The sequence below is a fragment of the Kitasatospora saccharophila genome, from assembly GCF_039529925.1.
GTDB classification, from domain to species: domain Bacteria; phylum Actinomycetota; class Actinomycetes; order Streptomycetales; family Streptomycetaceae; genus Kitasatospora; species Kitasatospora saccharophila.
The window spans coordinates 181,924-203,540 of record NZ_BAAANS010000004.1 but is presented as its reverse complement, the minus strand read 5'-3'; the positions used below and the strand labels follow the sequence as shown (position 1 = coordinate 203,540).

20 protein-coding genes are annotated in these 21,617 nt (G+C 74.7%); 5 read left to right on the top strand and 15 right to left on the bottom strand.

Annotated features, from left to right (window positions below):
* Position 1 precedes the first annotated feature (1 nt).
* The 4 genes from ABD345_RS05235 to ABD345_RS05220 form a co-directional block, all read right to left on the bottom strand.
* Positions 2 to 958: an ABC transporter substrate-binding protein gene (locus tag ABD345_RS05235; protein WP_344550560.1), complete on the bottom strand. Its 957-nt coding sequence runs from the start codon at positions 956 to 958 to the stop codon at positions 2 to 4.
* 225 nt (positions 959 to 1,183) lie between these two features.
* The gene (locus ABD345_RS05230) at positions 1,184 to 1,852 is read right to left on the bottom strand and encodes an SDR family NAD(P)-dependent oxidoreductase (RefSeq protein ID WP_344550559.1); all 669 of its coding nucleotides are present in this window, start codon (positions 1,850 to 1,852) and stop codon (positions 1,184 to 1,186) included.
* Positions 1,853 to 1,954: 102 nt separating this feature from the next.
* Positions 1,955 to 2,503: a DUF4383 domain-containing protein gene (locus ABD345_RS05225; protein ID WP_344550558.1), complete on the bottom strand. Its 549-nt coding sequence runs from the start codon at positions 2,501 to 2,503 to the stop codon at positions 1,955 to 1,957.
* Positions 2,504 to 2,633: 130 nt separating this feature from the next.
* Entirely contained in the window at positions 2,634 to 4,046 is a 1,413-nt protein-coding gene (locus ABD345_RS05220) for an aspartate ammonia-lyase (RefSeq protein WP_344550557.1), read from the bottom strand.
* Positions 4,047 to 4,278: 232 nt separating this feature from the next.
* Between ABD345_RS05220 and ABD345_RS05215 the strand changes: the two genes are divergently transcribed.
* Positions 4,279 to 5,250, top strand: a complete 972-nt coding sequence (locus ABD345_RS05215) for an ABC transporter substrate-binding protein (RefSeq protein ID WP_344550556.1) — start codon at positions 4,279 to 4,281, stop codon at positions 5,248 to 5,250.
* A gap of 140 nt (positions 5,251 to 5,390) precedes the next feature.
* Here ABD345_RS05215 and ABD345_RS05210 read toward each other — a convergent pair whose 3' ends face one another.
* On the bottom strand, positions 5,391 to 5,678 hold the full coding sequence (locus tag ABD345_RS05210) for a hypothetical protein (RefSeq protein WP_344550575.1): 288 nt from the start codon (positions 5,676 to 5,678) through the stop codon (positions 5,391 to 5,393).
* Between the two features lie 228 nt (positions 5,679 to 5,906).
* On the opposite strand from ABD345_RS05210, the gene ABD345_RS05205 reads away from it, so the two are divergent.
* Positions 5,907 to 7,361 carry a pre-peptidase C-terminal domain-containing protein gene (locus ABD345_RS05205; protein ID WP_344550555.1) on the top strand — a complete coding sequence of 485 codons (1,455 nt, stop codon included), beginning with the start codon at positions 5,907 to 5,909 and terminating at the stop codon, positions 7,359 to 7,361.
* Here ABD345_RS05205 and ABD345_RS05200 read toward each other — a convergent pair.
* The 6 genes from ABD345_RS05200 to mscL all read right to left on the bottom strand — a co-directional run bounded on the left by ABD345_RS05200 (position 7,348) and on the right by mscL (position 13,512).
* Positions 7,348 to 8,100, bottom strand: a complete 753-nt coding sequence (locus ABD345_RS05200) for a YqjF family protein (protein WP_344550554.1) — start codon at positions 8,098 to 8,100, stop codon at positions 7,348 to 7,350. The two genes, ABD345_RS05205 and ABD345_RS05200, sit on opposite strands and share 14 nt — an antisense overlap.
* The gene (locus tag ABD345_RS05195) at positions 8,082 to 9,239 is read right to left on the bottom strand and encodes a MerR family transcriptional regulator (protein ID WP_344550553.1); all 1,158 of its coding nucleotides are present in this window, start codon (positions 9,237 to 9,239) and stop codon (positions 8,082 to 8,084) included. Before ABD345_RS05195 ends, ABD345_RS05200 begins: the two co-directional genes overlap by 19 nt.
* 70 nt (positions 9,240 to 9,309) lie before the next feature.
* Positions 9,310 to 9,912, bottom strand: a complete 603-nt coding sequence (locus ABD345_RS05190) for a sigma-70 family RNA polymerase sigma factor (RefSeq protein WP_344550552.1) — start codon at positions 9,910 to 9,912, stop codon at positions 9,310 to 9,312.
* A gap of 86 nt (positions 9,913 to 9,998) precedes the next feature.
* Positions 9,999 to 11,513, bottom strand: a complete 1,515-nt coding sequence (locus tag ABD345_RS05185; protein WP_344550551.1) for a cryptochrome/photolyase family protein — start codon at positions 11,511 to 11,513, stop codon at positions 9,999 to 10,001.
* 329 nt (positions 11,514 to 11,842) lie between these two features.
* Positions 11,843 to 13,096: an FUSC family protein gene (locus tag ABD345_RS05180; protein WP_344550550.1), complete on the bottom strand. Its 1,254-nt coding sequence runs from the start codon at positions 13,094 to 13,096 to the stop codon at positions 11,843 to 11,845.
* Positions 13,093 to 13,512 carry a large conductance mechanosensitive channel protein MscL gene (gene mscL / locus ABD345_RS05175; RefSeq protein ID WP_344550549.1) on the bottom strand — a complete coding sequence of 140 codons (420 nt, stop codon included), beginning with the start codon at positions 13,510 to 13,512 and terminating at the stop codon, positions 13,093 to 13,095. The genes ABD345_RS05180 and mscL overlap by 4 nt, the downstream gene beginning before the upstream one ends.
* A 301-nt stretch (positions 13,513 to 13,813) precedes the next feature.
* Here mscL and ABD345_RS05170 point away from each other — a divergent pair, with 301 nt between their 5' ends.
* Positions 13,814 to 14,443 carry a carbonic anhydrase gene (locus ABD345_RS05170; RefSeq protein ID WP_344550548.1) on the top strand — a complete coding sequence of 210 codons (630 nt, stop codon included), beginning with the start codon at positions 13,814 to 13,816 and terminating at the stop codon, positions 14,441 to 14,443.
* Positions 14,444 to 14,531: 88 nt separating this feature from the next.
* On the opposite strand, the gene ABD345_RS05165 is transcribed toward ABD345_RS05170, so the two are convergent.
* The 4 genes from ABD345_RS05165 to ABD345_RS05150 all read right to left on the bottom strand — a co-directional run bounded on the left by ABD345_RS05165 (position 14,532) and on the right by ABD345_RS05150 (position 19,182).
* Entirely contained in the window at positions 14,532 to 15,338 is an 807-nt protein-coding gene (locus ABD345_RS05165) for a ferritin-like domain-containing protein (RefSeq protein ID WP_344550547.1), read from the bottom strand.
* Complete coding sequence (locus ABD345_RS05160) at positions 15,335 to 16,165, bottom strand: ferritin-like domain-containing protein (protein ID WP_344550546.1); 831 nt, start codon at positions 16,163 to 16,165, stop codon at positions 15,335 to 15,337. Before ABD345_RS05160 ends, ABD345_RS05165 begins: the two co-directional genes overlap by 4 nt.
* 187 nt (positions 16,166 to 16,352) lie before the next feature.
* Positions 16,353 to 17,669 (bottom strand): tetratricopeptide repeat protein, encoded by a 1,317-nt coding sequence (locus ABD345_RS05155; protein ID WP_344550545.1) that lies wholly within the window; start codon positions 17,667 to 17,669, stop codon positions 16,353 to 16,355.
* A gap of 67 nt (positions 17,670 to 17,736) precedes the next feature.
* Positions 17,737 to 19,182 carry a DUF4331 domain-containing protein gene (locus ABD345_RS05150; protein ID WP_344550544.1) on the bottom strand — a complete coding sequence of 482 codons (1,446 nt, stop codon included), beginning with the start codon at positions 19,180 to 19,182 and terminating at the stop codon, positions 17,737 to 17,739.
* 325 nt (positions 19,183 to 19,507) lie between these two features.
* On the opposite strand from ABD345_RS05150, the gene ABD345_RS05145 reads away from it, so the two are divergent.
* Both ABD345_RS05145 and ABD345_RS05140 read left to right on the top strand, forming a co-directional pair.
* A complete protein-coding gene (locus ABD345_RS05145) occupies positions 19,508 to 21,181 on the top strand; it encodes a high frequency lysogenization protein HflD (RefSeq protein ID WP_344550542.1) in 1,674 nt (557 codons plus the stop codon).
* 21 nt (positions 21,182 to 21,202) lie between these two features.
* Positions 21,203 to 21,532, top strand: coding sequence for a hypothetical protein (locus ABD345_RS05140; protein ID WP_344550541.1), 330 nt, complete (start codon positions 21,203 to 21,205; stop codon positions 21,530 to 21,532).
* The last annotated feature ends 85 nt before the right edge of the window (positions 21,533 to 21,617 follow it).

The following is a 21,617-nucleotide window of genomic DNA, read 5'->3' as shown; positions in this document are numbered from 1 at the left end:
GTCAGTCCACCGCGCCGTTCTTGGTGGCCTGCTTGACGGCGATCGAGGCGACGCCGTACTTGTCGTAGATCTTGGCGAGCGAACCGTCGTCGATCAGGGCCTGCACGGCCTTCTGCACCGCGTCGGTCAGCTGCGGCAGGTTCTTGGCGACGGCGATGCCGTTCGGGGAGGCGTGGTAGCCGCCGAGCGCGGCCGGGTCGTCGACGACCTCGAACGCGGCGCCGCCGTCGGCGCTCTTGGCGGTCCACCCGGCGGCGGGCTTGGTGAGCACGTCGGCGACCACCTTGCCGGAGCGCAGGGCGAGTTGGGCGTCGGAGTCCTTGGGGAAGGTCTGGACCTCGACGGCGGCCCTGCCGAGTTCGCGGCACTTGTCCTGGTGCTGGTCCAGGAGCTTCTGCTGGTTGGTGGCGCTCTGCACGGCGACCGAGCGGCCGCACAGGTCGTCGAGGGTGGTGATCTTCTGCGGGTTGCCCTTGGCGACCAGGACGCCGCTGCCGGAGACCGAGTAGTCGACGAAGTCGACGACCTGCTCGCGCTCCTTGTTGTCGGTGATGGCGCTGATCGCGGCGTCGTACTTGCCGGCCTGGAGGGCGGGGACGATGCCGTCGAACTTCTGTGCCTGGAACTCGAACCGGACGCCGAGCTTGGCACCGACGGCCTGTCCGAGGTCGTGGTCGAGGCCGGTCAGCTCCTTGCTGCCCTCGGAGACGTACATCTCGAACGGCGGGTAGGGGACGTCGGTGGCGACGCGGACCCTGCCCGCCTTCCGGACCGCCTCGGGCAGTGCGTCGTGGAGGGCGGGGTCGGCGCTGATGCTGACACCGGCGACCGTGACCGGGCCGGTCGCCGCGGGACCGCTGGTCCCGCTGCTCCCGCAAGCGGTCAGGGCGAGGGCGCCGCACAGGACGAGGGCGGCCGCGGCCGGCCGGGCCGGTCTGCGGGGGGCGGAGGGGTTCACGGAGCAACCTTTCGAGGACCTGGGCGGCGCCGAGGGGCCGCGCCGCAAGCCAGGACGTTACAGGTAAACCATCTTGGTGGCCATATGTAATGAAGGCTACGAATCCATAACGCTCGATGAACCTCAAGAAAAGCCCTGATGGTCCCTCAGATGACGGAGGGCCCACCGCGAAAGGTCGTTACAACCATCGAGAACCACCATGGTTCTGTATGTTCTGCTTCGGCCTCAGCGGACGAGGTCGGCGCCGGCCAGCAACGCGTCCAGGACCGCGCCGGCCCACGGACCGGGGTCGCTCCCGGCGGGCAGCCGCGGCGGGGCCCCGGCGAGGGCACGCGCCGCGAAACCGTTCGCCAGGTGGGGAAGCCGGGCCTCCAGGACGCCGACCGCCCTGGCCCGCTGTTCCAGCCGCACGGTCTCCAACCACCCGCTGAGCGCAGCCTTCGACGCGTGGTAGGCACCCGCCGAGGCCGTCGGGCGCTCGACGACGATCCCGGTGACGGCCCCGACGGCACCGCCCCGGCCGACGGCGCGGAGGGCCCCGCGCAGGACGGCGATCGGGGCGAGCGCGTTGACCGCCATCAGGTGCTCCTCGATCTCGGCCGACACCTCCTCGGCCCGCCCGAACGCCACGGCGCCGACGCTGACCAGGACGGCGTCGAGTCCGCCCAGGTGCTCGGCGGCCAGGGCGGCGAGCGCGGAGCAGCGGTCGAGGTCGTACGCGTCGAAGGCCGGCGCGAACGGGGAGCCGACGCGCCGGGCCACCGCCGCGAGCCGCCCGGCGTCACGCCCGGCGGGGACGACGCGCGCCCCGCGGTCGGCCGCGAGAGCGGCCACCAGCCCGCCGAACTCCCCCGTCGCGCCCACCACGAGCAGCCGCGCCCCGTGCACGTCCATGACCGGCCTCCCTTTCGTCCGCCGACGCCTCCCGGCTCCCGCGCGCCCCGCGGCCGGGGCCCGCGGGAGCCGCCCCGCGGCCGCTCGGGGCGGTGCGTCCGGCTACCGGGCCGGGCCGGTGATGCCCGGACGGGCCTCCGGGGCGCCGAGCAGCCGCGCCGCCACGGGCTGGGCCGCCTCGGCCCGGGCCCCCTCGGGGTGGCGGTGCCGCCAGTACGGGTTGTCGAGCGGCAGCTTGGAACCGACCCGGCCGTACATCCCGAACGTGGCGACGACCAGGCCCATGACGAAGCTGAACAGGACGTTGGGGATCCGGAAGGCCAGCACGTTGGCCCCCGAGTCCAGCAGGGCGAGGTTGACGAACCCGCTCAGGACGAAGAGGGTGCCCACCACGATGTTGATCGTGGAGGCGGTGTTGCCGCCGATGGCCGCCCCGACGATCAGCACCGCCGCGGTGGCGATGGAGACCAGGCTGAGCAGGCCGTTGCTGGTCAGCCCGGCGACGCGCTCGCCGCTGGTGCTGAAGAACGCCAGGCCGTCCGCCAGGCCCAGGCAGCCGAAGACCAGCAGCAGCACGCCGCACAGTCCGGCGCCGATCCGGTGGACGTTGGCGAGTCGGTGGTCGACGGGAAGCTCGTCGCGGAAGTCCATGACAGCGCTCCATTCGTGCCTCGGGGGTGGTTCCCCGTGACCCCACTCTCGCCGGGGGGTGCGCCCGGCGGAAGTCGCATCGTCTGCGCACCGTTCGGCGCGTCGGGCCCGCCGGAGGGGGCCGCGCGGGCTACCCGCCGACCAGGCGGCGGGGGTCGAGGAGTTCGTCGAGGACCTCGGACGGCAGCACCCCCGCCTCCTCCGCGACCTCGCGCACCGGGCGCTGCTGCGCCACCGCGCGCCGCGCGAGTTCGGTGGACAGCTCGTAGCCGATGACCGGGTTGAGCGCGGTGGCGAGGGCGGCGGACCCGCTGGCGTGGCCGTACGCCCGCTCGGCGTCGGCGCTGATCCCGTCGACGCACGCGGTGGCGAGCAGCGTGCAGGCGGCGGCGAGGCGGCGCTGGGCGGCCAGCAGGCGGTGGGCGATCAGCGGCTCGAAGGCGTTGAGTTGCAGCTGGCCCGCCTGCGCGGCCAGTGAGACCGCGGTGTCGGCGGCGACGACGTCGAAGCAGACCTGGGTGACGGCCTCGGGGACGACGGGGTTGACCTTGCCGGGCATGATGCTGGAACCCGCCTGCAGTTCGGGCAGCCTGATCTCGGCGAACCCGGCCCGGGGGCCGGAGGACAGCAGGCGCAGGTCGTTGCAGACCTTGACCAGGCGGAGCGCGAAGCGCTTGAGGGCGTGTGAGAGCTCGATGAACGCCCCGGTGCCCTGGGTGGCCTCGACGAGGTCGCGGGCCGGGTGCACGGGCACTCCGGTGATCTCGGCGAGGTGCTCCGCACAGGCCCGCGCGAAGCCGGGGTGGGCGTTGAGGCCGGTGCCGATGGCGGTTCCGCCCATGTTGATCTCGCACAGGGCGCGGGTGGAGCGGAGCAGGACGGCGGTGTCGTCGCGGACGCCGAGCGCGAAGGCCCCGAACTCCTGGCCGAGCGTCATGGGCACGGCGTCCTGCAACTGGGTCCGGCCCAGTTTGACCACGTCCGCGAAGGCGGCCCCGCGGTCGGCGAGCGCGTCGGCGAGGCGGTCCATGGCCGGTGCGAGCGCGTGCGCGGCTTCGTGGAGCGCGAGCTTCACCGCGGTGGGGTAGGCGTCGTTGGTGCTCTGACCGAGGTTGACGTGGTCGTTGGGGCTGAGCAGCGCGTAGTCGCCGGGCCCGCTCCCCAGGATCTCCAGCGCCCGGTTCGCGATGACCTCGTTGGCGTTCATGTTGGTGGAGGTGCCGGCGCCGCCCTGGAGGACGTCGACCACGAAGTGCTCGTGCCAGCGCCCGGCGCGGATCTCCCGGCAGGCGGCGACGACGGCCTCGCAGCGGCGGTCGTCCAGCACGCCGAGCTCCCGGTGGGCGAGCGCCGCGGCCTGCTTCACCGCGGCGAGGGCGGCGACGAGTTCGGGGTGGACGGAGACGGGCGTCCCGGTCAGGGGGAAGTTCTCGGTGGCCCGGAGGGTGTGGATGCCGATGTAGGCCCCGGCGGGCAGCTCGCGCGCGCCGAGGAGGTCGTGCTCGACGCGGCGGGCGTCGGTGGGCGTGGAGTGAGGGTTCACGGTGTCCCGGGATCTGTCGCGGATACCGCACAGCTCGTACTGTACGTTTCAGAATCAGTAAGTAGCAGACATTCTGTAACGAATCAATGGCCTCCGGCCTGGCTGCTCCACACCCCCGACACCGTTGCGCGAACGTAACTCTCGATACATATTCTCCAAACACGCATCAGATGTAACTTCTGTTCGCGCCGTCCGCACACTCCTCCGAGGCGCACGACCGAAGGGCTCCCCCATGACCTCCTCCCGCACCGCCGCGCTCAGGACGATCACCTCCGCGGCCCTGGCGGCCGCCTGCGGTCTCGCCCTGACCGCCTGCGGATCGTCCGCCGCCGGCCCGGCCCGCGACGGCGGGTCCGCCTCGCCGACCACCACCGTCGTCAAGGGCGTCTCGATCGCGTCGGACCCGAAGCTCACCGACAAGCTGCCCGAGGCGGTGAAGAAGGCGGGCAAGGTCCGGGTCGCCACCGACGTCCCCTACCCGCCGTTCGAGATGTACGTCTCCGAGGGCAGCCAGGAGATCACCGGCATCGACCACGACATGGGCCAGGCGATCGGCGCCCGGCTGGGCATCCGGTTCGAGTTCACCGGCCAGAAGTTCGACGGCCTCCTCCCGGCGGTGCAGGCCGGCAAGTTCGACGCCGTCATGTCCGCCATGACGGACAAGAAGGCGCGCGAGGAGGCCGTCGACTTCGTCGACTACGTCAACGCCGGGCCGGGCTGGCTGGTCAAGGAGGGCAACCCCGACGGCATCGAGGTGGTCACCGACGCGTGCGGCAAGAGCGTCTCGGTGCAGGCCGGCACCAACCACCAGAAGATCCTCGACCAGCGCCAGGAGCTCTGCAAGGAGCAGGGCCTGCCGCCGATCACCGTCCTCGCCTTCCCGAAGGACTCCGAGGCGCAGCTCGCGCTGCGCTCGGGGAAGGTGTCCGCCGACTTCCTCGACGAGGTGACGGCCGCCTACGTGGCGGACACGGCGGACGGGGGCAGCACGTTCGACACCGTCCTCGGCAAGGCGGCCGTCGGGCCGACCAGCGCCTCGCCGATCGGGATCGGCGTCTCCAAGTCCGTCCCCGGGCTGAAGGAGGCCGTTCAGGCCGCGCTCCAGTCCCTGATGGACGACGGCTCGTACGGCAGGATCCTCGACGCCTACCACGTGCCCAGCATCGCCATTGCGCAGGCCACCATCAACGGCGCCCTCGACTGACGCCCCGCCGGCCGGCGCCCCGCACCGGACCCGACTCCGCCCCACGTAGGAAGGACCCGGGTCCGGGGCAGCGCGCACCGGACCCGGGTCGGATCCTCCGTCTTCCGCCGCCCGCCGGGCGGCCCGGTCGTCGGCGACGCTCAGCCGGCCTCGGCGGCGGCCGCGCGGCGGTCGAACCACGCGCTGCGGTGGTCGCCCGCCTCGCCGGCCGCCCCGCCCTCGTAGTGCGCGAGGGCCAGGCCGAGGCCGAAGAAGGTCGGCGCCCACTCGCCGACGAAGATGCCCCAGCGGTCGGCCCGTTCGACGCCCGCCCGCTCGGCCTTCATCGACACCACCCAGCTCAGCAGGGAGAGCCCCACCGAGCCGAGCGCGGCCGCGTAGGCGTGCTCGCTGGTGACACCGGCTTCGTGCAGCTTGCGAACGATCATCATGGCGATCACTCCTCGTTCCGTCGGCCCCCACCGACCACCGTGCGCCCGGCCGCCCCCGGCCGGAAGTCGCATCGATTGCGCACAGCCTGGACTCTCCGGCCCTTGGGAGAAGCTTTGCCACGGCAACGTGCATTACATCTACTGACAAGACGAAAGCAGATGTAACTTCTGATACGCACCCCTCCCCACGGCGGTGCCCCACCCCCCACATCCAGGAGAGCTCCCATGCGCCCTGCCCTGTCCCGCCTCGGGTCCGCCAGATCCGCCACCCTCCTCGCGCTCGCCCTGACCGCCGCCGGGGCCGGCGCGGTGGCCGCCCCGCAGGCGGCCCACGCCTCGGTGACCCGGATCCGCCTCGGCGGTTCCTCCGACGTCAGCCGCACCTCGTGGAGCGGCCCCGCCTTCACCTTCAACGGCGACGGTGCCGTGGTGCCCGCCACCGCCGCCAAGGCGATCGCCGCCATCACCGGCGGAAGCGGCAGCATCGACGTCACGGTGCTCGCCGACTCCGCCGCCACCGGCAGCAGCCAGACCCCCGAGTGCGACGTGTTCATGGGGCTGTCCGGCGTCAACTCCTGCACCACCGACGTCGTCACCTCCGCCGCCGACGGCAACAACGCCCAGGTCAACACCGACGTGCGCAACGCCGAGTTCGTGTACTTCGCCGGTGGCAACCAGTGCGTCTACGCCTCCTGGAAGGGGACCTCGCTCCAGTCCTCCGTCCAGTCCGTCATCGCGAAGGGCGGCGGCTCGGGCGGCGGCAGCGCCGGCCATCACATCAACAGCGCCGTCGTCTACGACGCCTGCACCGCGAGCACCGACTCCGCGACCGCGCTGGCCGACCCCTACGACAGCAGCGTCACCTTCACCACCGGCATGTTCGCCTGGCCCAACTACGCCGACACGATCAACGACTCGCACTTCGTCACCCGCGACCGGATGGGCCGCACCATGGCCTTCGTCGCCCGCGCGGTCAAGGACGGCCTGACCACCTCCGGCAAAGCCTGGGGCGTGGGCGTCGAACAGGGCGGCGGCTCGCTGTTCCTGGACAAGAACGGCCTGGCCACCCTCTCCGGCTCGGACGCCTACGTGGTGCTCGGCGACCACCAGCCCGAGCAGGCCGTCTCCGGCCGGCCCCTCACCTACTCGAACTTCAAGATCTGGCACCTCACCGCCGGACAGACCTTCGACTTCAAGAACCGCCCCAGCTGCGGCTACTACACCCGCAGCGTGAGCAACGGCACCCCCGACGCCAACCTGTACTCCGGCGCCCCGGTCACCGACTGCGGCGGCGGTGGCGGCGGCACGGGCACGGGCTCCTCGCGCACCGAGACCGAGCCGAACGACAGCACCGGCACCGCGAACGACATCACCGGCCTCAGCTACCCGGCGACCGTCACCGGCAGCATGAAGTCCGGCTCGGACCGCGACTACTACAGGCTCTCCCTGACCTCGGGCCAGACCGCCACCGTCACCTGCACGATCCCGGCCGCCTACGACGCGGACCTGTACTTCATGAACGCGGGCGGCAGCACCCTGACCCGCTCGGTCAACAACGGCAAGGGCGCGGGCGAGTCGCTGAGCTGGACGGCGACCAGCAGCGGCACCTACTACGCCGACCTGGAGGCGTACAGCGGCTCGGGCAGCGCCACCTACTCCTGCGGCATCACCAAGAGCTGACCGCGGGGCGGCGCGGCACCGCCGCGCCGCCCGGTCCGAACCGCACGGGCACCCCCGGCGAGAACAGCACGCTCGCGGGCGGACCGGCGACCTCCACGCCGGCCGCCCGCAGCAGGGTCTCGTCGAGCTGCTCCACCTCCGCCTGGTGCAGCGGCCACGGCGGGTGTTCGACCGGCAGGTAGACCGTGCGGCCGGCGGTGCGGGTGTGCAGGCCCCAGCGGGCGGTGAGGAACTCGGCGAGCGGGCCGGGCCGTTCCAGGCGCGGGCCGACCCGGGCGTGCAGCACGCACCGGGCGCCGCCCCCGGCTCCGCGCACCCGGGTGGCGAGGTGCAACGCGTCCCCGTCCGCCGTCCAACGGGTCCGCGACCAGCGGTAGGGGAGGCCGAGCGCCGTCCGTGCCACCAGCACGGCGGGCAGCCGCGGGCAGTCGAGCGAACGGAACACCACTCCGCGCCGGCCGTGCCCGTCGACGGAGTAGAGCCGGACGTTCACCTCGGGGAACGTCCCGAAGTACGGGAGGGGCGTGCGGCCGGGCCCCAGCCGCTCCATGGAGAACGCGACGAGCCCCACCCAGGTGGTGGCGTTGCGGACGTCGGGGAAGGTGCCGGGCGGCAGCAGGGGCGCGACCACGGCGGGGTGGACGGGCCAGTGCAGGAAGAGCACGTCGCGCCAGTCCTGGGACAGCAGCGTCGGGCGCACCGTCCGCGGGGCGAGGTCGGTCACCGGCTCGGGGCGCACGGGTCCTCCTTCCCCCCGGACGGACCGGCGCGCCCCTCCGTCCGCGCTGTCGGCGGCGTGCGGACGGCGGTGGCCGGGCGGGCGTCGGCGGCGGAGGTGTCCCGGTCGTCGACGGCCCGCTGGAGTAGGTCGAGGGCGGATTCGAGCGTGCGCGGACAGGCGAGTCGGGTCGGGTGCTCGTGGCGGTTCCAACCCGGTCCGGCGATGACGACCAGCGTGTCGAGCCGGGCACCGGCGGCGCCCCAGGAAGCGCGGCCGACCTCGCGCGCGAGGTGCGGGTCGGCGGTGGCGCGGTGCTGGGCCCACAGCAGCACCGCCGAGGGGCCGAGGCGGGTGACCGCGTCGAGGAGCGCCCGCGCGGGCACCGCGGCTCCCAGCATCCGGTACGGCAGGCCCCGCACCGCCATCCCGGCTGCCACGGCCTCCAGCGGGAGCGTGTGCTGCTCGCCCGGCATGGCGGCGATCAGCACCGGCGGTGCCTCCCGGTACCGCACCGGGGCGACGGCGGCGGTGCGCAGCGCGGCGGCGACGTGCCAGGAGAGCAGGTGCTCGACCTCGACGTACTGCTCGCCGTCGGCGGCCCACTTGCGGCCGGCCGCGCGCAGGGCGGGCATCATCACCTCGGTCCACGCCCGGACGGGTCCGAGCCCGTCCACGGCGGCGCGCAGGATCTCGGCCACCTCCGGGCCGTCGAGCCTGACCGCCGCGCGGGCGAGGCCGCGGCACTCGGGGCGGACGGTGCCGAGCGGCATGGCGCGGCTGCCGCCCGGGTGTGCGGCGTCGGCCGGTTCCGGGGCGGGACGGGGCGGGACGGAGCGGGGCGGGACGGGGGCGGGGGCGGGCTCCGCCGGGCGCGGGCCGTCCTCGGGCCTCCGGTACGTACCGGGCGCGGTGGAGCGCACCGCCTTCGCCGCCTCCGCCGGCGGGATGCCGCGGGCGGTCAGTCGGCACATCTCGTCCAGCCGGGAGACGTCCTCCGGTGACCACCGGCGGTGCCGGCCCGGCCCGCGGTGGGAGGGGCCGATGCCGTAGCGGCGCTCCCAGGAGCGGATCGTGGTGGGCGACACGCCCAGCCGGCGGGCGACCGTCCCGGTCGGCACGCCGAGGGGAACATCGGCCTGGTCGGTTCCGTCGTCCATGGCGGGGCTCCTCACGGGTCGGGGCGGGTCGGGGCGGGTCCGTCCTGCGGGTCGGGGCGGGTCGTGGCGCTCACCCGTCCCGCAGGGCGCCGTGCAGGCGCAGCAGGCCGTCCCGCATCCGGGACTTGACCGTGCCCAGCGGCAGCCCGAGGACGGCGGCGATCTGGCTCTGCGAGTAGCCGCCGTAGTAGGCCAGCACCAGCGCTTGGCGCTGGGCCGCGCTCAGGCCGGACAGGGCGCGGCGGACCCGGACCGCCTCCATGGTCCGCTCGACCGTCTCGGCCACGGGCTCCGGAGCCGTCCGGTCCTCCCGGACGACGCGCTGCTCGCGTTCGCAGGACGCGCGGACCGACCGGACGCGGTCCACGGCGCGCCGGTGGGCGATCGTGCAGGCCCAGGCGGCGACCGGGCCCCGCTCGGGCCGGTAGGACGGTGCCGAGCGCCACACCTCCAGGAGGGCTTCCTGGGCGACCTCCTCGGCCTGCGCGGGATCCCTGACCACGCGCAGCGCGATGCCGTGGACGGTCGGCGCGAGTTCCTCGTAGAGGTCGGCGTACGCCTCCCGGTCGCCCCGGGCCGTCCGGTCCATCAGGGCTCGCAGCCGCTCGGCGCGCAGGGAGCGGACGTCTCCGGGGAGGGGCCGCACGGGGGCGTGCAGGGGACTGGTTCGCATGGGTCGAACCTGCCGCCGATCGCCGCGGCCTTCCACTCGCAGTGCTCTTGCACCGTTTTCCCGCGGCCGCGCCGGACGGCCCGCGGTCAGGGGGCGGCGCTCCCGCGGACGGCCTCGGCCGCCAGCACCTCGGGGAGGTCGTCGAGGCGGTCGAGCCCGGCGGCGGCGCGGGCGGTGCGGTGGTTGGCGGCCAGCAGGGCGCGGTGGCGGTGGACGAAGGCCCAGTAGCCGGCGGTGAACGGGCAGGCGCGCTCCCCGGTGCGGTCGCCGGGGCGGTGGGGGCACGGGCGGCAGAGGTCGCCCATCCGGTTGAGGTAGGCGCCGCCGCAGGTGTAGGGCTTGGTGGTGATGGTGCCGCCGTCGGCGTACTGCGACATGCCGACCACGTTGGGGACCATCACCCAGTCGTAGCCGTCCACGAAGCTGCGGTGGAACCAGTCGGTGACCGCGGCCGGGTCGTACCCGTGCTGCAGGGCCCAGTTCCCGAGCACCATCAGCCGCGGGACGTGGTGGGTCCACCCGGTGTCCCGGACCTGGGCCAGCACGCCGGACAGGCAGCGGGCCCGCACCGCGTCCGCGTCCAGCTCGGCGAACCAGTCGGGCAGGGGCGCGCGGTGGCCGAGCGCGTTGCGGTGCCGGTGCTCCTCACCGAGGTACCAGTACAGCTGCCAGACGTACTCGCGCCAGCCGGCCACCTGCCGGACGAACCCCTCGACGCTGTTGAGCGGCGCGCCCCCGGAGCGGTACGCGTCCTCGGCGCGGCGCACGCACTCCCCCGGGTCGAGCAGGCCGAGGTTCAGCGGGACGGAGAGCAGGCTGTGCGCCATCCACGGGTCCGCCGCCAGGACGGCGTCCTCCCAGCGTCCGAAGTGGGGCAGGCGGGCGGTGGCGAAGTGCTCCAGCGCGCGCAGGGCTTCGGCCCGGGTGACGGCGAAGCGGCGGGGGCCGTCCCGTCCGACGAAGCGCACCTCGCCCGACCGCTCCCAGCGGTCGAGGTCGGCCCGCACCCGCTCGTCGATCTCGTCCTCCTCGGGCCACCGGGGCGGGGGCACGGGCAGGACGGGCTCCCCGCGCGGCGGCGGCTCCCGGTTGTCGGCGTCGAAGTTCCACCGGCCGCCGACGGGCTCCCCGGCGGGGTCCAGGAGCAGGCGCTCGGCCCGGCGGACCCGCCGGTAGAAGTCCTCCATCACCAGCCGCCGGCCGCCGAGGCCGTCGGCCCAGCGGCGGAAGTCCCCGAACGGGACCAGGAAGCCGCCCGGCGGGAGCACCTCCACCTGCGGCAGCGCCGTGACCAGGCCGAGCGCCGCCCGGGACGTCGGGTGGCGGACCGTGACGGCGCGCTCCCCCACGGCCCGCCGCAGCCCCTCCCGGTAGGTTTCCGCCCGCACGTAGCGGGCCCGGTCGCCGAGTTCGGCGGCCCGGTGCCGCATCGCGGACAGCACCAGGTGCGCCTTCGCCCGGTGGAAGCGCCGGCGGCGGAACACCGAGCGCGCCTCGACGATCACCACGGGCGCGTCGGGGTCCGGCCCGGACCCGGACGGCTCCAGGAAGTGCGGGCCGAGCTGGTCCCCGAAGAGCCAGTGCGGTCGGGGCCCGCTCACCGGGCCGGCCCCGCGCCACCGGCCCGGGCCCCGGAGGGGGCGGCCGGGTCGGGGTGGCGGTCCACGGGAAACTCGTCACGGAAGGCCATGACGACCCCTCCTTCGACAGGGGAGGCGGACGCCTCCACTCCCACTGTCGGCACCCGGCCCGCCGGGGCGAAGTCGCACCGCTCCCGCAGCGGTCACCGGCCGCAGCCGTTCCACGGCCGGGGTTCGGCGAGCGAGGGTGGCCGCGTACGGGTCCCGGTCCTCGGGCAGGGCCTGCGGCGACAGGGCGCCGCGGCAGCCGACTCGACGGCCTCGACGGCCTCCACGACGGCGTCCCCGTTTCACCGGGCCGGGTCCGGGCTCCCTTCGTGCGGGGCCGCGAGCCGGGCCGGCCGGGGCTGCAGGGCGGCCGGGTGGGGGCCGTGGCGGGGGTCGAGCTCGTGGAGGATCTGCCGGGTCTCGTCCGTGATCGAGCCGTGCAGGGACCAGACGGCGGGGTCGCGGTCGGTGCGGCAGAGCGTCTCGGCGGCCGCGGCGTGGTGGTCGCGGCCGCGTTCCAGGGCCGCCGTCAGGTCGTCGGTGTGCCCGGGCTCGCGGACGTGGTCGCGCTGGATCCGGGCGAGGACGTCGAGCGCGTCGCCGACGGCCGCCAGGACGTCGGCGAGCGGCCGCACCCGTTCGCGCGCGTCGGTGAAGGCTTCTGGCCCGCGCGGGAGTTGGCGCTCGCCGCGGGCCAGGTCGTCGAGGCCGCGGAGCACCGACCCCAGCTGGTCACAGACGTGGCCGAGGCAGGTCAGCCCTTCGCCCAGCGGCCCGAGCGCGACCGCCGGGTCGGTCTCCTGGCGCAGCCGCCGGGGGTTGAGCCGGATGCCCTCCTCGGCCTGGGCGGCCGTCTCCCGGGCCCGGTCGAGTTCGCGGGCGGCCGCCTCCACCCGGCGCAGCCAGCCGTCGGAGGTCCGCTCGTCCCAGTCCTCGCGCAGTCCGCGGGCGGTGTCGTGGGCGATGTCGGCGAGTCGGTGGGCGACCCGCGCGGCCCGGTGCGCGGCGTGGCCCACGTAGGTGGGGGGCGCCGCGACCAGGTTGACCAGGACGCCGGAGGCGACGCCGACCAGGGTGTCCCAGATCCGGACGGGGGCGTACGGGGCGCCGGTGCTGAGCACGAGCAGGACGGTGACCGGCACCTCGGTGGCCTGCTCCCCCAGGCGCAGCAGCTTCCCCAGGCCCAGGCAGACGCCGACGGCCAGGCCGATGCTGGCGAAGTTCGCCCCGGCCAGGCGCAGCAGGCCGAGGGCGGCCAGTGCCCCGAGCACGACGCCGCCGGTCTGCCGCAGGCCCTGCGCCAGGGTGCGGAACACCGTGAGTTGGACGGTCAGCAGCGCCGCCAGCGGTGCGAGGACGGGCTGTTCGTCCTCCCCCAGCAGGATGACCGCGGCCTCCCAGGCCAGTGCGCAGGCCACCGCGACCCGGGCGGTCTGCACGACCGACTCGCGGTGCGACCGGAGCGCGCGCACGGGGTGGCGCAGCGCGTCCCCGGTGGCCCGCCACCCGTCGGCCGTCCTGCGGCGCCACGAGGCCGCCGGGCCGGGGGCGGTCACGGCAGGTCGGGCATCGGGGTGAGCTGGGCGGTGCAGAAGGCGCACCGGATCGCCCGGGCGGGGATCGCGGACAGGCACTCGGGGCAGTCCCGTTTGGGCGCCTGGACGTCCTGGTGCGGGGCGAAGCGCTCGTGCAGCTTGTTGAACGGCAGCACGACCACGAAGTAGAGCACCAGCGCGGTGAGCAGGAGGGTGATCGCGGCGTCGATGAACCCGCCGTACGGGAACTCCACTCCGTGGACCTTGACGGTCCGGCGGCTGAAGTCGCCCACCGCGCCGGTGGCGAGGCCGACCAGCGGGGTGAGGAAGGCCCGGACCAGTGCGGTCACGACGCCGGAGAACGCCGCCCCGATCACCACGCCCACGGCCAGGTCGACGACGTTGCCCCGCAGGACGAAACCCCGGAAACCCTTCACTGACGTTCATCCTCCCCGTTCGTCTGTGCCCGCGCGGGCCTGATCGGGGGCACCACCGCAGGACGGCCCGCGTGCGGTCCGCGTCCGGTGCGCCCGGCGGCCTTCTGCCCGGTACGCCCCTGCGCATGCCGCCTCCGACGGGCACTGCTCGGCCACCGCCCCGCGCCGACGACCGCTGGACCACCCGCCCTCGGATCCCGTGCGTCCGATGACCTGCCGGCGGACGCCATGACAGCCGTGACGGCTCCCGGCCGGTGGCTCCGCAGGAAGGCGTCGACGTGCCGACCGTACGCTGTGGGGCATGACCGATGATCAGATGACCGCTGCTGACGCCTTCGCCGCCCTGCTCGCCGGCAACCGCCGCTTCACCGACGGCACTCCCCTGCACCCCAACCAGGACGCCGCCCGGCGGGCCGAGACCGCCCCCTCCCAGCGTCCGTTCGCGGTCCTGCTGGGCTGTTCGGACTCCCGGCTGGCCGCCGAGATCATCTTCGACCGCGGCCTGGGCGACCTGTTCGTGGTCCGCACCGCCGGGCACGTCCTGGGCGCCGAGGCGCTGGGCAGCATCGAGTACGGGGTCGCCCTGCTCGGCTGCCCGCTGGTCGTCGTCCTCGGCCACGACTCCTGCGGGGCGGTCGCCGCGGCCCGGGGGGCGGTGGAGGAGGGCGCCGCCTACCACGGGTACGTCCGCGACCTGGTCGAACGCGTCACCCCCAGCGTGCTGGCGGCGCGCAGCGCCGGGCGCACCGGCGACCACGACTTCATCGACGTCCACGTGGAGCAGACCGTCGACGTGCTGCTGGAGCGCTCCCGGGTGCTGGCCAACGCCGTCGCGGCGGGGCGCACCGCCGTGGTGGGCCTGTCCTACCAGCTCTCCGACGGCGCCGCCCGCCTGGTCACCGCCCGCGGCCTGGAGGACCTGTCGGTCTGATCCGCCGGACCGACCCGCCGCCGGGGCGGGGGCGGTACCGGGACGGTCGTGGGGGCGAGCTCCCGGTCCCAGCGCCCGCGCTCGTCCCTCAGACGGTGAGCAGGGCCGGGTCGGCGGCCTTGTCGGTGGGCAGGAAGTCGTCGGGGACGGGGTACTGGCCCAGCACGTAGGTGAGGATGGCGGCGTGCATGGCCTCGACGGGGGCGATGGTGGCCGCCGTGGCGATGCCGCCGGGGCTGGTGACGTGGTAGGTCGCGAAGAGGTAGGTCTGCGCGGCCTGGTCCTCCAACTGGAGGGCGAGCTTGGCGACGTCGCCGACGGTGGTCGCCTTGCCGAGGGCCTCCAGGGTGGCGGGCTGGTTGGACAGCGGCACGCCGGTGATGGCGGGCTTGCCCGCACCGGTCAGGACGCCGTTCCAGGCCGCGGCGTGGTCGGCGTGCTGGCCCATCGCGGTGGTGATGAAGGTCGCCACCGCGGGCGGGACGGTGCCGAGCTTGCCGGCCTTCGCCGCGTCCAGGGCCGCCCGGTAGGCGCCGACGGCCTGGTTCTCCAGCGCGGTGGCCAGTGCCACCACCTTCAGGTCGCCCGTGTACTGCCCGGACGCCGAGCCGGAGGCGGCCGCCGAGGAGGCGTTCGGGGCGGGCGAGTTGCCGGACTTGCCGCTGGAGCACGCGGCGAGGGCCAGCGCGGCGGCCGCGCCGCCCGCACCGAGCAGGAAGCGGCGGCGGCCGGTGTCGAGCGCCTGCCCGCCGGGCCGGGTACGGAGTTCGGCGGCCAGGTCGACCGCGCCGGAGCGCATCGCGGGCAAGGTGGCGCGGTGGGCTTCCTCCATGTCCCGGGTGAGGCGGGACAGTTCGGCCTCGCTGATCGGCAGGTCCCAGTCCTGAGCGGTCACTTGACGGCCCCCTCGTTGATCGGCGAAGCGTTCTCGGTCTGGTAGAAGGCGTCGGGGAAGCCGACGCTGCCCGCGGCGGCGGGCAGCTCGGCCGGGTCGACGGGGATGGTGATCAGGTCGGCGGCGTTGCCGGCGAGCAGCGCCTGCACGGCCAGCAGCACCGCCCGGTGCTGGGCCTCGACCGGGGCCACCGAGCCGAACAGCCTGCGCAGTTCGGGCGAGGAGACCTGGGAGACGTTCTTGGTGTAGGTCTGCGCGGCCACGTCCTCCAGGGTGATGGCCAGCTTCACCACGTCCGCGGGGCTCTTGATGGTGGGCAGCGCCTGGTCGACCACCGCCTTGTACTTCGGGTCGGGCTGGTCCTGGGCCTTGCCGCCGGCCTGGGTGGCGGCCGAGTTGAACGCCTTCGCGTGCGCCTGGTGCTGGGCGGTGGTCTTGGTGATGAACGCGGCCACCGTCTTGTTGCCGTCCTTGATGAACGGCAGGGCGGCGGCGGTCTGGTAGACCGACACGGCGAGGTTCTCGATCGACGCGGCGGTCTGCAGCGCCATCACGTCGTCGGCGCTCGCCGAGGCGGAGGCGGCCAGCGCCCGCGAGGTGCCCCACAGCGCGGCGACGCCCGCCGCGCCGGCCAGCGCCCCGCCCCGCTGCCACCAGCGTCGGCGCGGCTCGGACACCGGCCCGAACTCGGACACCGGCCCGAACTCGGACACCTGCCCGAACTCGGTCAGCGCGGTGCGCGTGATGCGCTGCGCGTCGCTGTTCAAGTCCTCGGACTGCTCGGTGAGTTCCGCGAGCAGCCGGGAGTCGATGTGCTCTGTGGCCATCATGCCTCGTCTCGGTCCGGGACCCGGCCAACTCCGCGCCCCGCTCACGACGCCTTCGGCACCGGGGAAGCGCCGGCTTGGTCCGCTCGGACGCCGTCACCTGCGGGAGTGAACGGCGGGCGGGGAGTTGACCCGCGGGGCGGGAACGGCGACGAGCCCGGCGACAGCCGGTTCGAAAGCCGCGGGCTCAGCGGTCCTCTTCTTGCCGGGCGTCCAGTTCGGCCAGGGCGGAGCGGGCGAGCGGTGCCTGGAGGGGGTTGAACCGCGGGTCGGTGTCCAGGGCCTGCGACAGGTCGGTGCGGGCCTCGGCGGTCCGGCCGAGGGCGCGCTCGATCTCGCCGCGGTGGTAGTGGAACAGGGCGTTGCGCCAGCCGTGGGCGAGGGCGAATTCGGCGTGGTCGAGGGCTTCGCGGTCGGCGCCGGTGCGGTGCAGGGCCCAGGCGAGGGCGTCGGCGACCAACACCTGGTGGCGGCGGTCCCACTCGGCGCGCAGCAGCCGGACGGCCGTGGCGGGGTCGCCGTGGTCGGCCTCGAACTGGCCGAGCGTCAGGTCGTCGACGACGCCGTTCGCGGCGGCGAGGTCGGCTTCGGCGCGCAGCAGCCGGTACTGCTCGGCGGCCTGCGCGCTGTGGCCGAGGGATTCGTGGAGTTCGCCGAGTTCGAGGAGGTACTGGGGCAGCGGCACCTTCGCGGCGGCCTGCGCGTAGTGGGCGAGGGCGTCGTCGGTGCGGCCGAGGGCGGCCTCGGCCCGGGCCTGTCCGGCCAGGGCGGCGGTGTGGGCGGGGTCGGCGGCCAGGGCGCGCCGGTAGCCGTCGAGGGCGTCGGCGGGGCGGCCGGCGTTCCGGTCGAGTTCGGCGATCTGGTAGTGGCAGAACGCCTTGTCGGCGGGGTCGTAGGCGTCGGCGAGGGCGCGTTGCAGGGCGGTGCGGGCCTCTTCGGGGCGGCCGTGCTGTTCGAGGTCGTAGGCGGCGCGGGTGAAGGACGCGGTGCCCGGGTGCAGGTCGAGCAGGTGCTGGGCGGCGTCGGTGGCGCCGGTGTCGTCGCCGAGCTGGGTGCGGGCGTCGGTGAGGACGGCCCACGCCTGCCAGTGCAGCGGCGCGCTGTCGAGGGCGCGCTGCGCGTGGTCGGCGGCTTCGGCGAACAGGTGGCGGGCGTTGGCGAGGGCGCCGAGGCCGGTGAGTGCGTCGGTGTTGCCGGTGGGGGCGAGGGTGAGCGAGCGGTGCAGGGCCTCGTCGGCCTTCGGGTAGTACGAGGCGTCGGCGGTCAGCCGGGCCTGTTCGACGTACTCGCCGCCGAGCCGGGCCCAGGCCGCGGCGTCGTCGGGGCGGGCCCGGAGGTGCTGCCGGTCGGCACTGATCGCGGCGGCGAGGGCGCCGCCCGGCGGAGGTGCGGTCGGTCGGGCGGGCGCCGTGGGGGCCGGGGGCGGCGGGCCGGTCAGGCCGCCGGCCGCGGCGAGGGCGCCGCACACCAGGGTGGTGGCGAGGACGAGGGGGAGACGGCGCACGGGAGTTGGTTCCTCGGTCGGCGGCGCGGCCGGCGGCGGCCCCGGGCCGGGGCCGCCGCACGGGTGGTCACTTCTGGTTGACGGCCTTGTCGTAGGGCAGGGCCAGGTACGGGAAGGTCGCGGCGAACGGCTTGCCGGGCCCGTTGACCTTGTCGCCGGCGGCGAGGGCCTGGACGAACTTGCCGGGGGTGGCGCCCTCGACGACCTGCAGGGCGATGTCGACGACGTCGTCGCCGAGGCGGCGGCCGTTGGGGAAGCCCTGGAAGTCGCCGTTGAGGACGCCGAGGCGGTCCGGCTTCGGCGTCACCGGGGTGGACATGTTCAGCCGCAGCTCCTCCGCGGGGACGAACCGGTTCGGGTCGATGTCCCGGTTCATCAGCTGGGAGTTGAGGTCGACGGCGAGCGGGCCGTTCGCGGCCTTGGCGATGCCGGTGAGGAAGATCTCCTGCAGGTCGGTGCGCGGCGCGGCGGGCGCGGGCAGGCCGTAGATCGCCTGGACGAGCTTGGGCACCTCGGGGTCGAGGACCTTGGCGACCACGGCGGGCTGGTTGTGGTCCTCGGACGGGGGCAGCGCGTTGAACGCGTCCTTCAGCCCGGCCGGGACGACGACCTCGTTGACCAGCGGGTTGCCCAGCCGGGAGACCTGCACGTAGTCGCCGACCGGGTCGGCCTTGCCGGGGCTGAGCCTCATGCTCTGCTTCTCGGTGCTCGACCAGACGCCGATGACGGGGTTGCGGGCGGGGTCGCCCTTGTAGGCGAGGCGGCTCTTGGGGATCTGCAGGGCGACGGAGTTGACGTTGTAGCCGGCCAGGGTGTTCTGGCCGACCTCGGAGAGGTTGCCGCCGTACAGCAGGTCGAAGACCCGCAGGTCGAGGAAGAACGGGTCGGCGGCCTGGGTGGCCACCGTCTGTCCGCCGCCCGGGAGTTGGACGGTGGCCTGCTGCCGCAGCCGCCCGTAGTCGGGCATCGAGGCCCGGCCGGTGTCGGACGGGGCGACCTGGCCGTGTTCGACCAGGGTCACCGGGTCGCAGTTCGGGTGGAGCTCCTGGAGCGTGTAGTACTGGCGGAAGCGCAGGGTGTCGTCGGTGAGGTTGTTCACCGGGCCCTTGTCGTAGAGGAAGGTGTCGGTGCCGCGCAGGTCCTCGGTGTGGAAGGTCCAGCGGTAGGTCAGGTCGGGGTGCCCGGTGCCCTGCGAGTCGATGTTGACGTCGTAGTGCGCGCCGTCCGCCCACGGGTAGAAGTTCGGTCCGCCGTTGGGCTCCTGGAACGGCAGCCAGTTGGCGATCAGGGTGACCGTGTCGGGGTTGTCGGGGCTGGTGAAGGCGTACACGTCGGTGTTGTCGACCTGCGGGTCGGCGGCGATCAGCGGCGCCTCGCGGTGGCTGGACGCCGAGGACGTCCCGGCGCCGGTGCCGAGCAGGGTGGTGCCGGCCATGCCGAGGGCGAGGGCGGTGAGGACCGCGGCCGTGCGGGCGGCGGAGCCGTGACCCGGGGATCGACGAAGAAGGCTCATCAAGGAGTCTCCGATTTCCTTGTCAGGAACGGTCGTTCGCATCCGTGGCGGATGCGGGACGTACGGATGTCGTGCGGCGGGTCGGCCGACACGTACTGTCCTCCGCCCTCGGACGTGGTTCGCCGCGAACGGGCCCCCGGCGTGCCGCGATCACCCTTGCGGCCCAGCACGGTCACCCGTCCGGCCGGACGGGGCGGCCGCGCCGGTGGACACCGCGGACGGACGGCCGAGACAGTGTGCGGGCACCAGCGCCGAAACCCTGCCGCGCCGCCAGCCCGCACGGGGCACCCGCGCCCACCGCCGTTCCGCACTCCGGAGGCACCGCGTGGCAGTCCACCACACCCTGACCCGTGCCGGGGCCGCGCTCGCCGCGGCCCTCGCCCTCACCGCCCTGGCCGCGCCCGCCGCCCGGGCCCACCCGCTCGGCAACTTCTCGGTCAACCACTACCTCGGACTCACCGTCAGGGCCGGGGGCGTCGAGGCCCTCGCCGTCACCGACCTGGCCGAGATCCCCACCCTCCAGGAGCAGCCCGCCGCCGACACCGACCACGACGGCACCGTCGGCGCCACCGAACGGGCCGCCTGGGCGGCCGGCCGGTGCGACGAAGCCGCCCACCGGATCCGGCTCACCGCCGACGGCGCCCTCCTCGCCTGGACGGTCGCCTCGGCCGCGTTCAACTACCAGGACGGTGCGGCCGGACTGCGCACCGGCCGTCTCGAATGCCGCCTGCACGCCGAGCGGCAACTCGCCCGGGACGGGGCGGACTTCCGGATCGAGACCGGTGCCGATCCCGGCCGGGTCGGCTGGAACGAGATCACCGTCCGGGGCGACGGCGCCGCCCTCGACCGCTCCGACGTCCCCGCCGAGTCCGTCAGCCACGAACTGCACGACTACCCGCGGGACTTGCTCGACGCCCCCGAAGGCGTCACCGCCGCGGCCTTCCACGCCCGGCCCGGCACCGGCACCGGGCCCGCCGCACGGAGCGGAGCGGTGGCGGCCGGCCGCACGGACAGCCGGCTGGCCGCCCTCGAAGCCCGGCTCACCGCGCTCGGCACCGCCCGCCAGCTGACCCTGCCGCTCGGCCTGCTCGCCGTCCTGCTCTCGATCGTCCTGGGCGCGGGCCACGCCCTGCTGCCCGGGCACGGCAAGACCGTCATGGCCGCCTACCTGGCCGGGAAACGCGGCCGGCCGCGCGACGCGCTCACCGTCGGCGCCACCGTCACCCTCACCCACACCGCCGGCGTACTGGCCACCGGCCTGCTGCTCACCGCCTTCTCCACCCTCGCGGGCGACCGCCTGCTGGCCCGCCTGGGCACCGTCAGCGGCGGGCTCGTCCTGCTCGTCGGCGCACTGCTCCTGCGGGACGCCCTGCGCTCCCGGCGCGACCGGACCGGAAGCGCCCCGGCCACGGAGACCGTCGACCGGCGCAGGCTCGAAGCGCGGCCCGTCCCCGTCGGGGCGGCCGTCCACTCCGCCGCCGCCCACACCGGCGCCCACCGTCATCACCACCCCCAGCACGATGACGAGGAACAGCACGACCACGGGCCCGACCACGGCCACGACCACGGCCACGAGCACGGCCACGAGCACGGCCACGAGCACGGGCACCCCCACCACCATCACCACGGCCTGCTCGGTCACCACCACGGCCACGGCCGGGCCGCCCGAACGGACCGGCGCCGACTGATCGGACTGGGCGTCGCCGGCGGCCTGGTACCGAGTCCCTCCGCGCTGCTGGTGCTGCTCGGCGCCGTCGCCCTCGGCCGGACGGTCTTCGGCGTGACCCTGGTGCTCGCCTACGGAGTCGGCATGGCCGCCACCCTGACCGGAGCCGGCCTGCTGCTGGTCGGCCTCGGCCACCGACTGGGCCCGCTCGCCACCCGCCCGGCGCTCGCTCGGCTGCGCGCGCTCGCCCCCTACAGCGCCGTGCTGACCGCGCTGCTGGTCCTCGCCGTCGGTACGGGCATGGTGCTGCGCAGCCTGCCGTCCGCCCTCTGACGCCGTCCCCGGAGAACGCCCGTGTCCACTCGTCCGGCGGCGATCGCCCGACTGCTCGTCCTCTCGGCCGCACCGGCCCTGTTCCTGGCCGGATGCGCCGGCCCGCCCCGGGGCGACCTCGACCCCCAGGCCGCCACCCCCTCTCCCACCTGCCTCGTCCACCAGTCCCACGAGCCCGCCGACCGCTACACCGCGGGCCGGGACGCCGACACCGCCGCGGTGCTGGAGGTGATGCGCTACTACACCGCCAACGGCCGCACCCCCTACTGCGACGGGAAGCCGCCCACCGCCACGGACCGCGCCTGGCAGCAGCTCTACACCCGCCTCGGCGGCGACCCGGCCCACCTCTGACCAGGCCCTGCGCACCCCCCGTTGAGCCGATCGGGTGAACGTCGCCGACCGGCACCAAGCCGACGCGCGTCCCCCCGCGAATGCC

What these genes read in the sequence shown, in the direction of transcription:
- ABD345_RS05190 (WP_344550552.1), bottom strand. Translation starts at nt 9,912, where the DNA reads ATGCGAACCAGTCCCCTGCACGCCCCCGTGCGGCCCCTCCCCGGAGAC.
- ABD345_RS05210 (WP_344550575.1), bottom strand. Translation starts at nt 5,678, where the DNA reads ATGATCGTTCGCAAGCTGCACGAAGCCGGTGTCACCAGCGAGCACGCC.
- ABD345_RS05160 (WP_344550546.1), bottom strand. Translation starts at nt 16,165, where the DNA reads ATGGCCACAGAGCACATCGACTCCCGGCTGCTCGCGGAACTCACCGAG.
- ABD345_RS05170 (WP_344550548.1), top strand. Translation starts at nt 13,814, where the DNA reads ATGACCGATGATCAGATGACCGCTGCTGACGCCTTCGCCGCCCTGCTC.
- ABD345_RS05150 (WP_344550544.1), bottom strand. Translation starts at nt 19,182, where the DNA reads ATGAGCCTTCTTCGTCGATCCCCGGGTCACGGCTCCGCCGCCCGCACG.
- ABD345_RS05195 (WP_344550553.1), bottom strand. Translation starts at nt 9,239, where the DNA reads ATGGACGACGGAACCGACCAGGCCGATGTTCCCCTCGGCGTGCCGACC.
- ABD345_RS05230 (WP_344550559.1), bottom strand. Translation starts at nt 1,852, where the DNA reads ATGGACGTGCACGGGGCGCGGCTGCTCGTGGTGGGCGCGACGGGGGAG.
- ABD345_RS05215 (WP_344550556.1), top strand. Translation starts at nt 4,279, where the DNA reads ATGACCTCCTCCCGCACCGCCGCGCTCAGGACGATCACCTCCGCGGCC.
- ABD345_RS05225 (WP_344550558.1), bottom strand. Translation starts at nt 2,503, where the DNA reads ATGGACTTCCGCGACGAGCTTCCCGTCGACCACCGACTCGCCAACGTC.
- ABD345_RS05205 (WP_344550555.1), top strand. Translation starts at nt 5,907, where the DNA reads ATGCGCCCTGCCCTGTCCCGCCTCGGGTCCGCCAGATCCGCCACCCTC.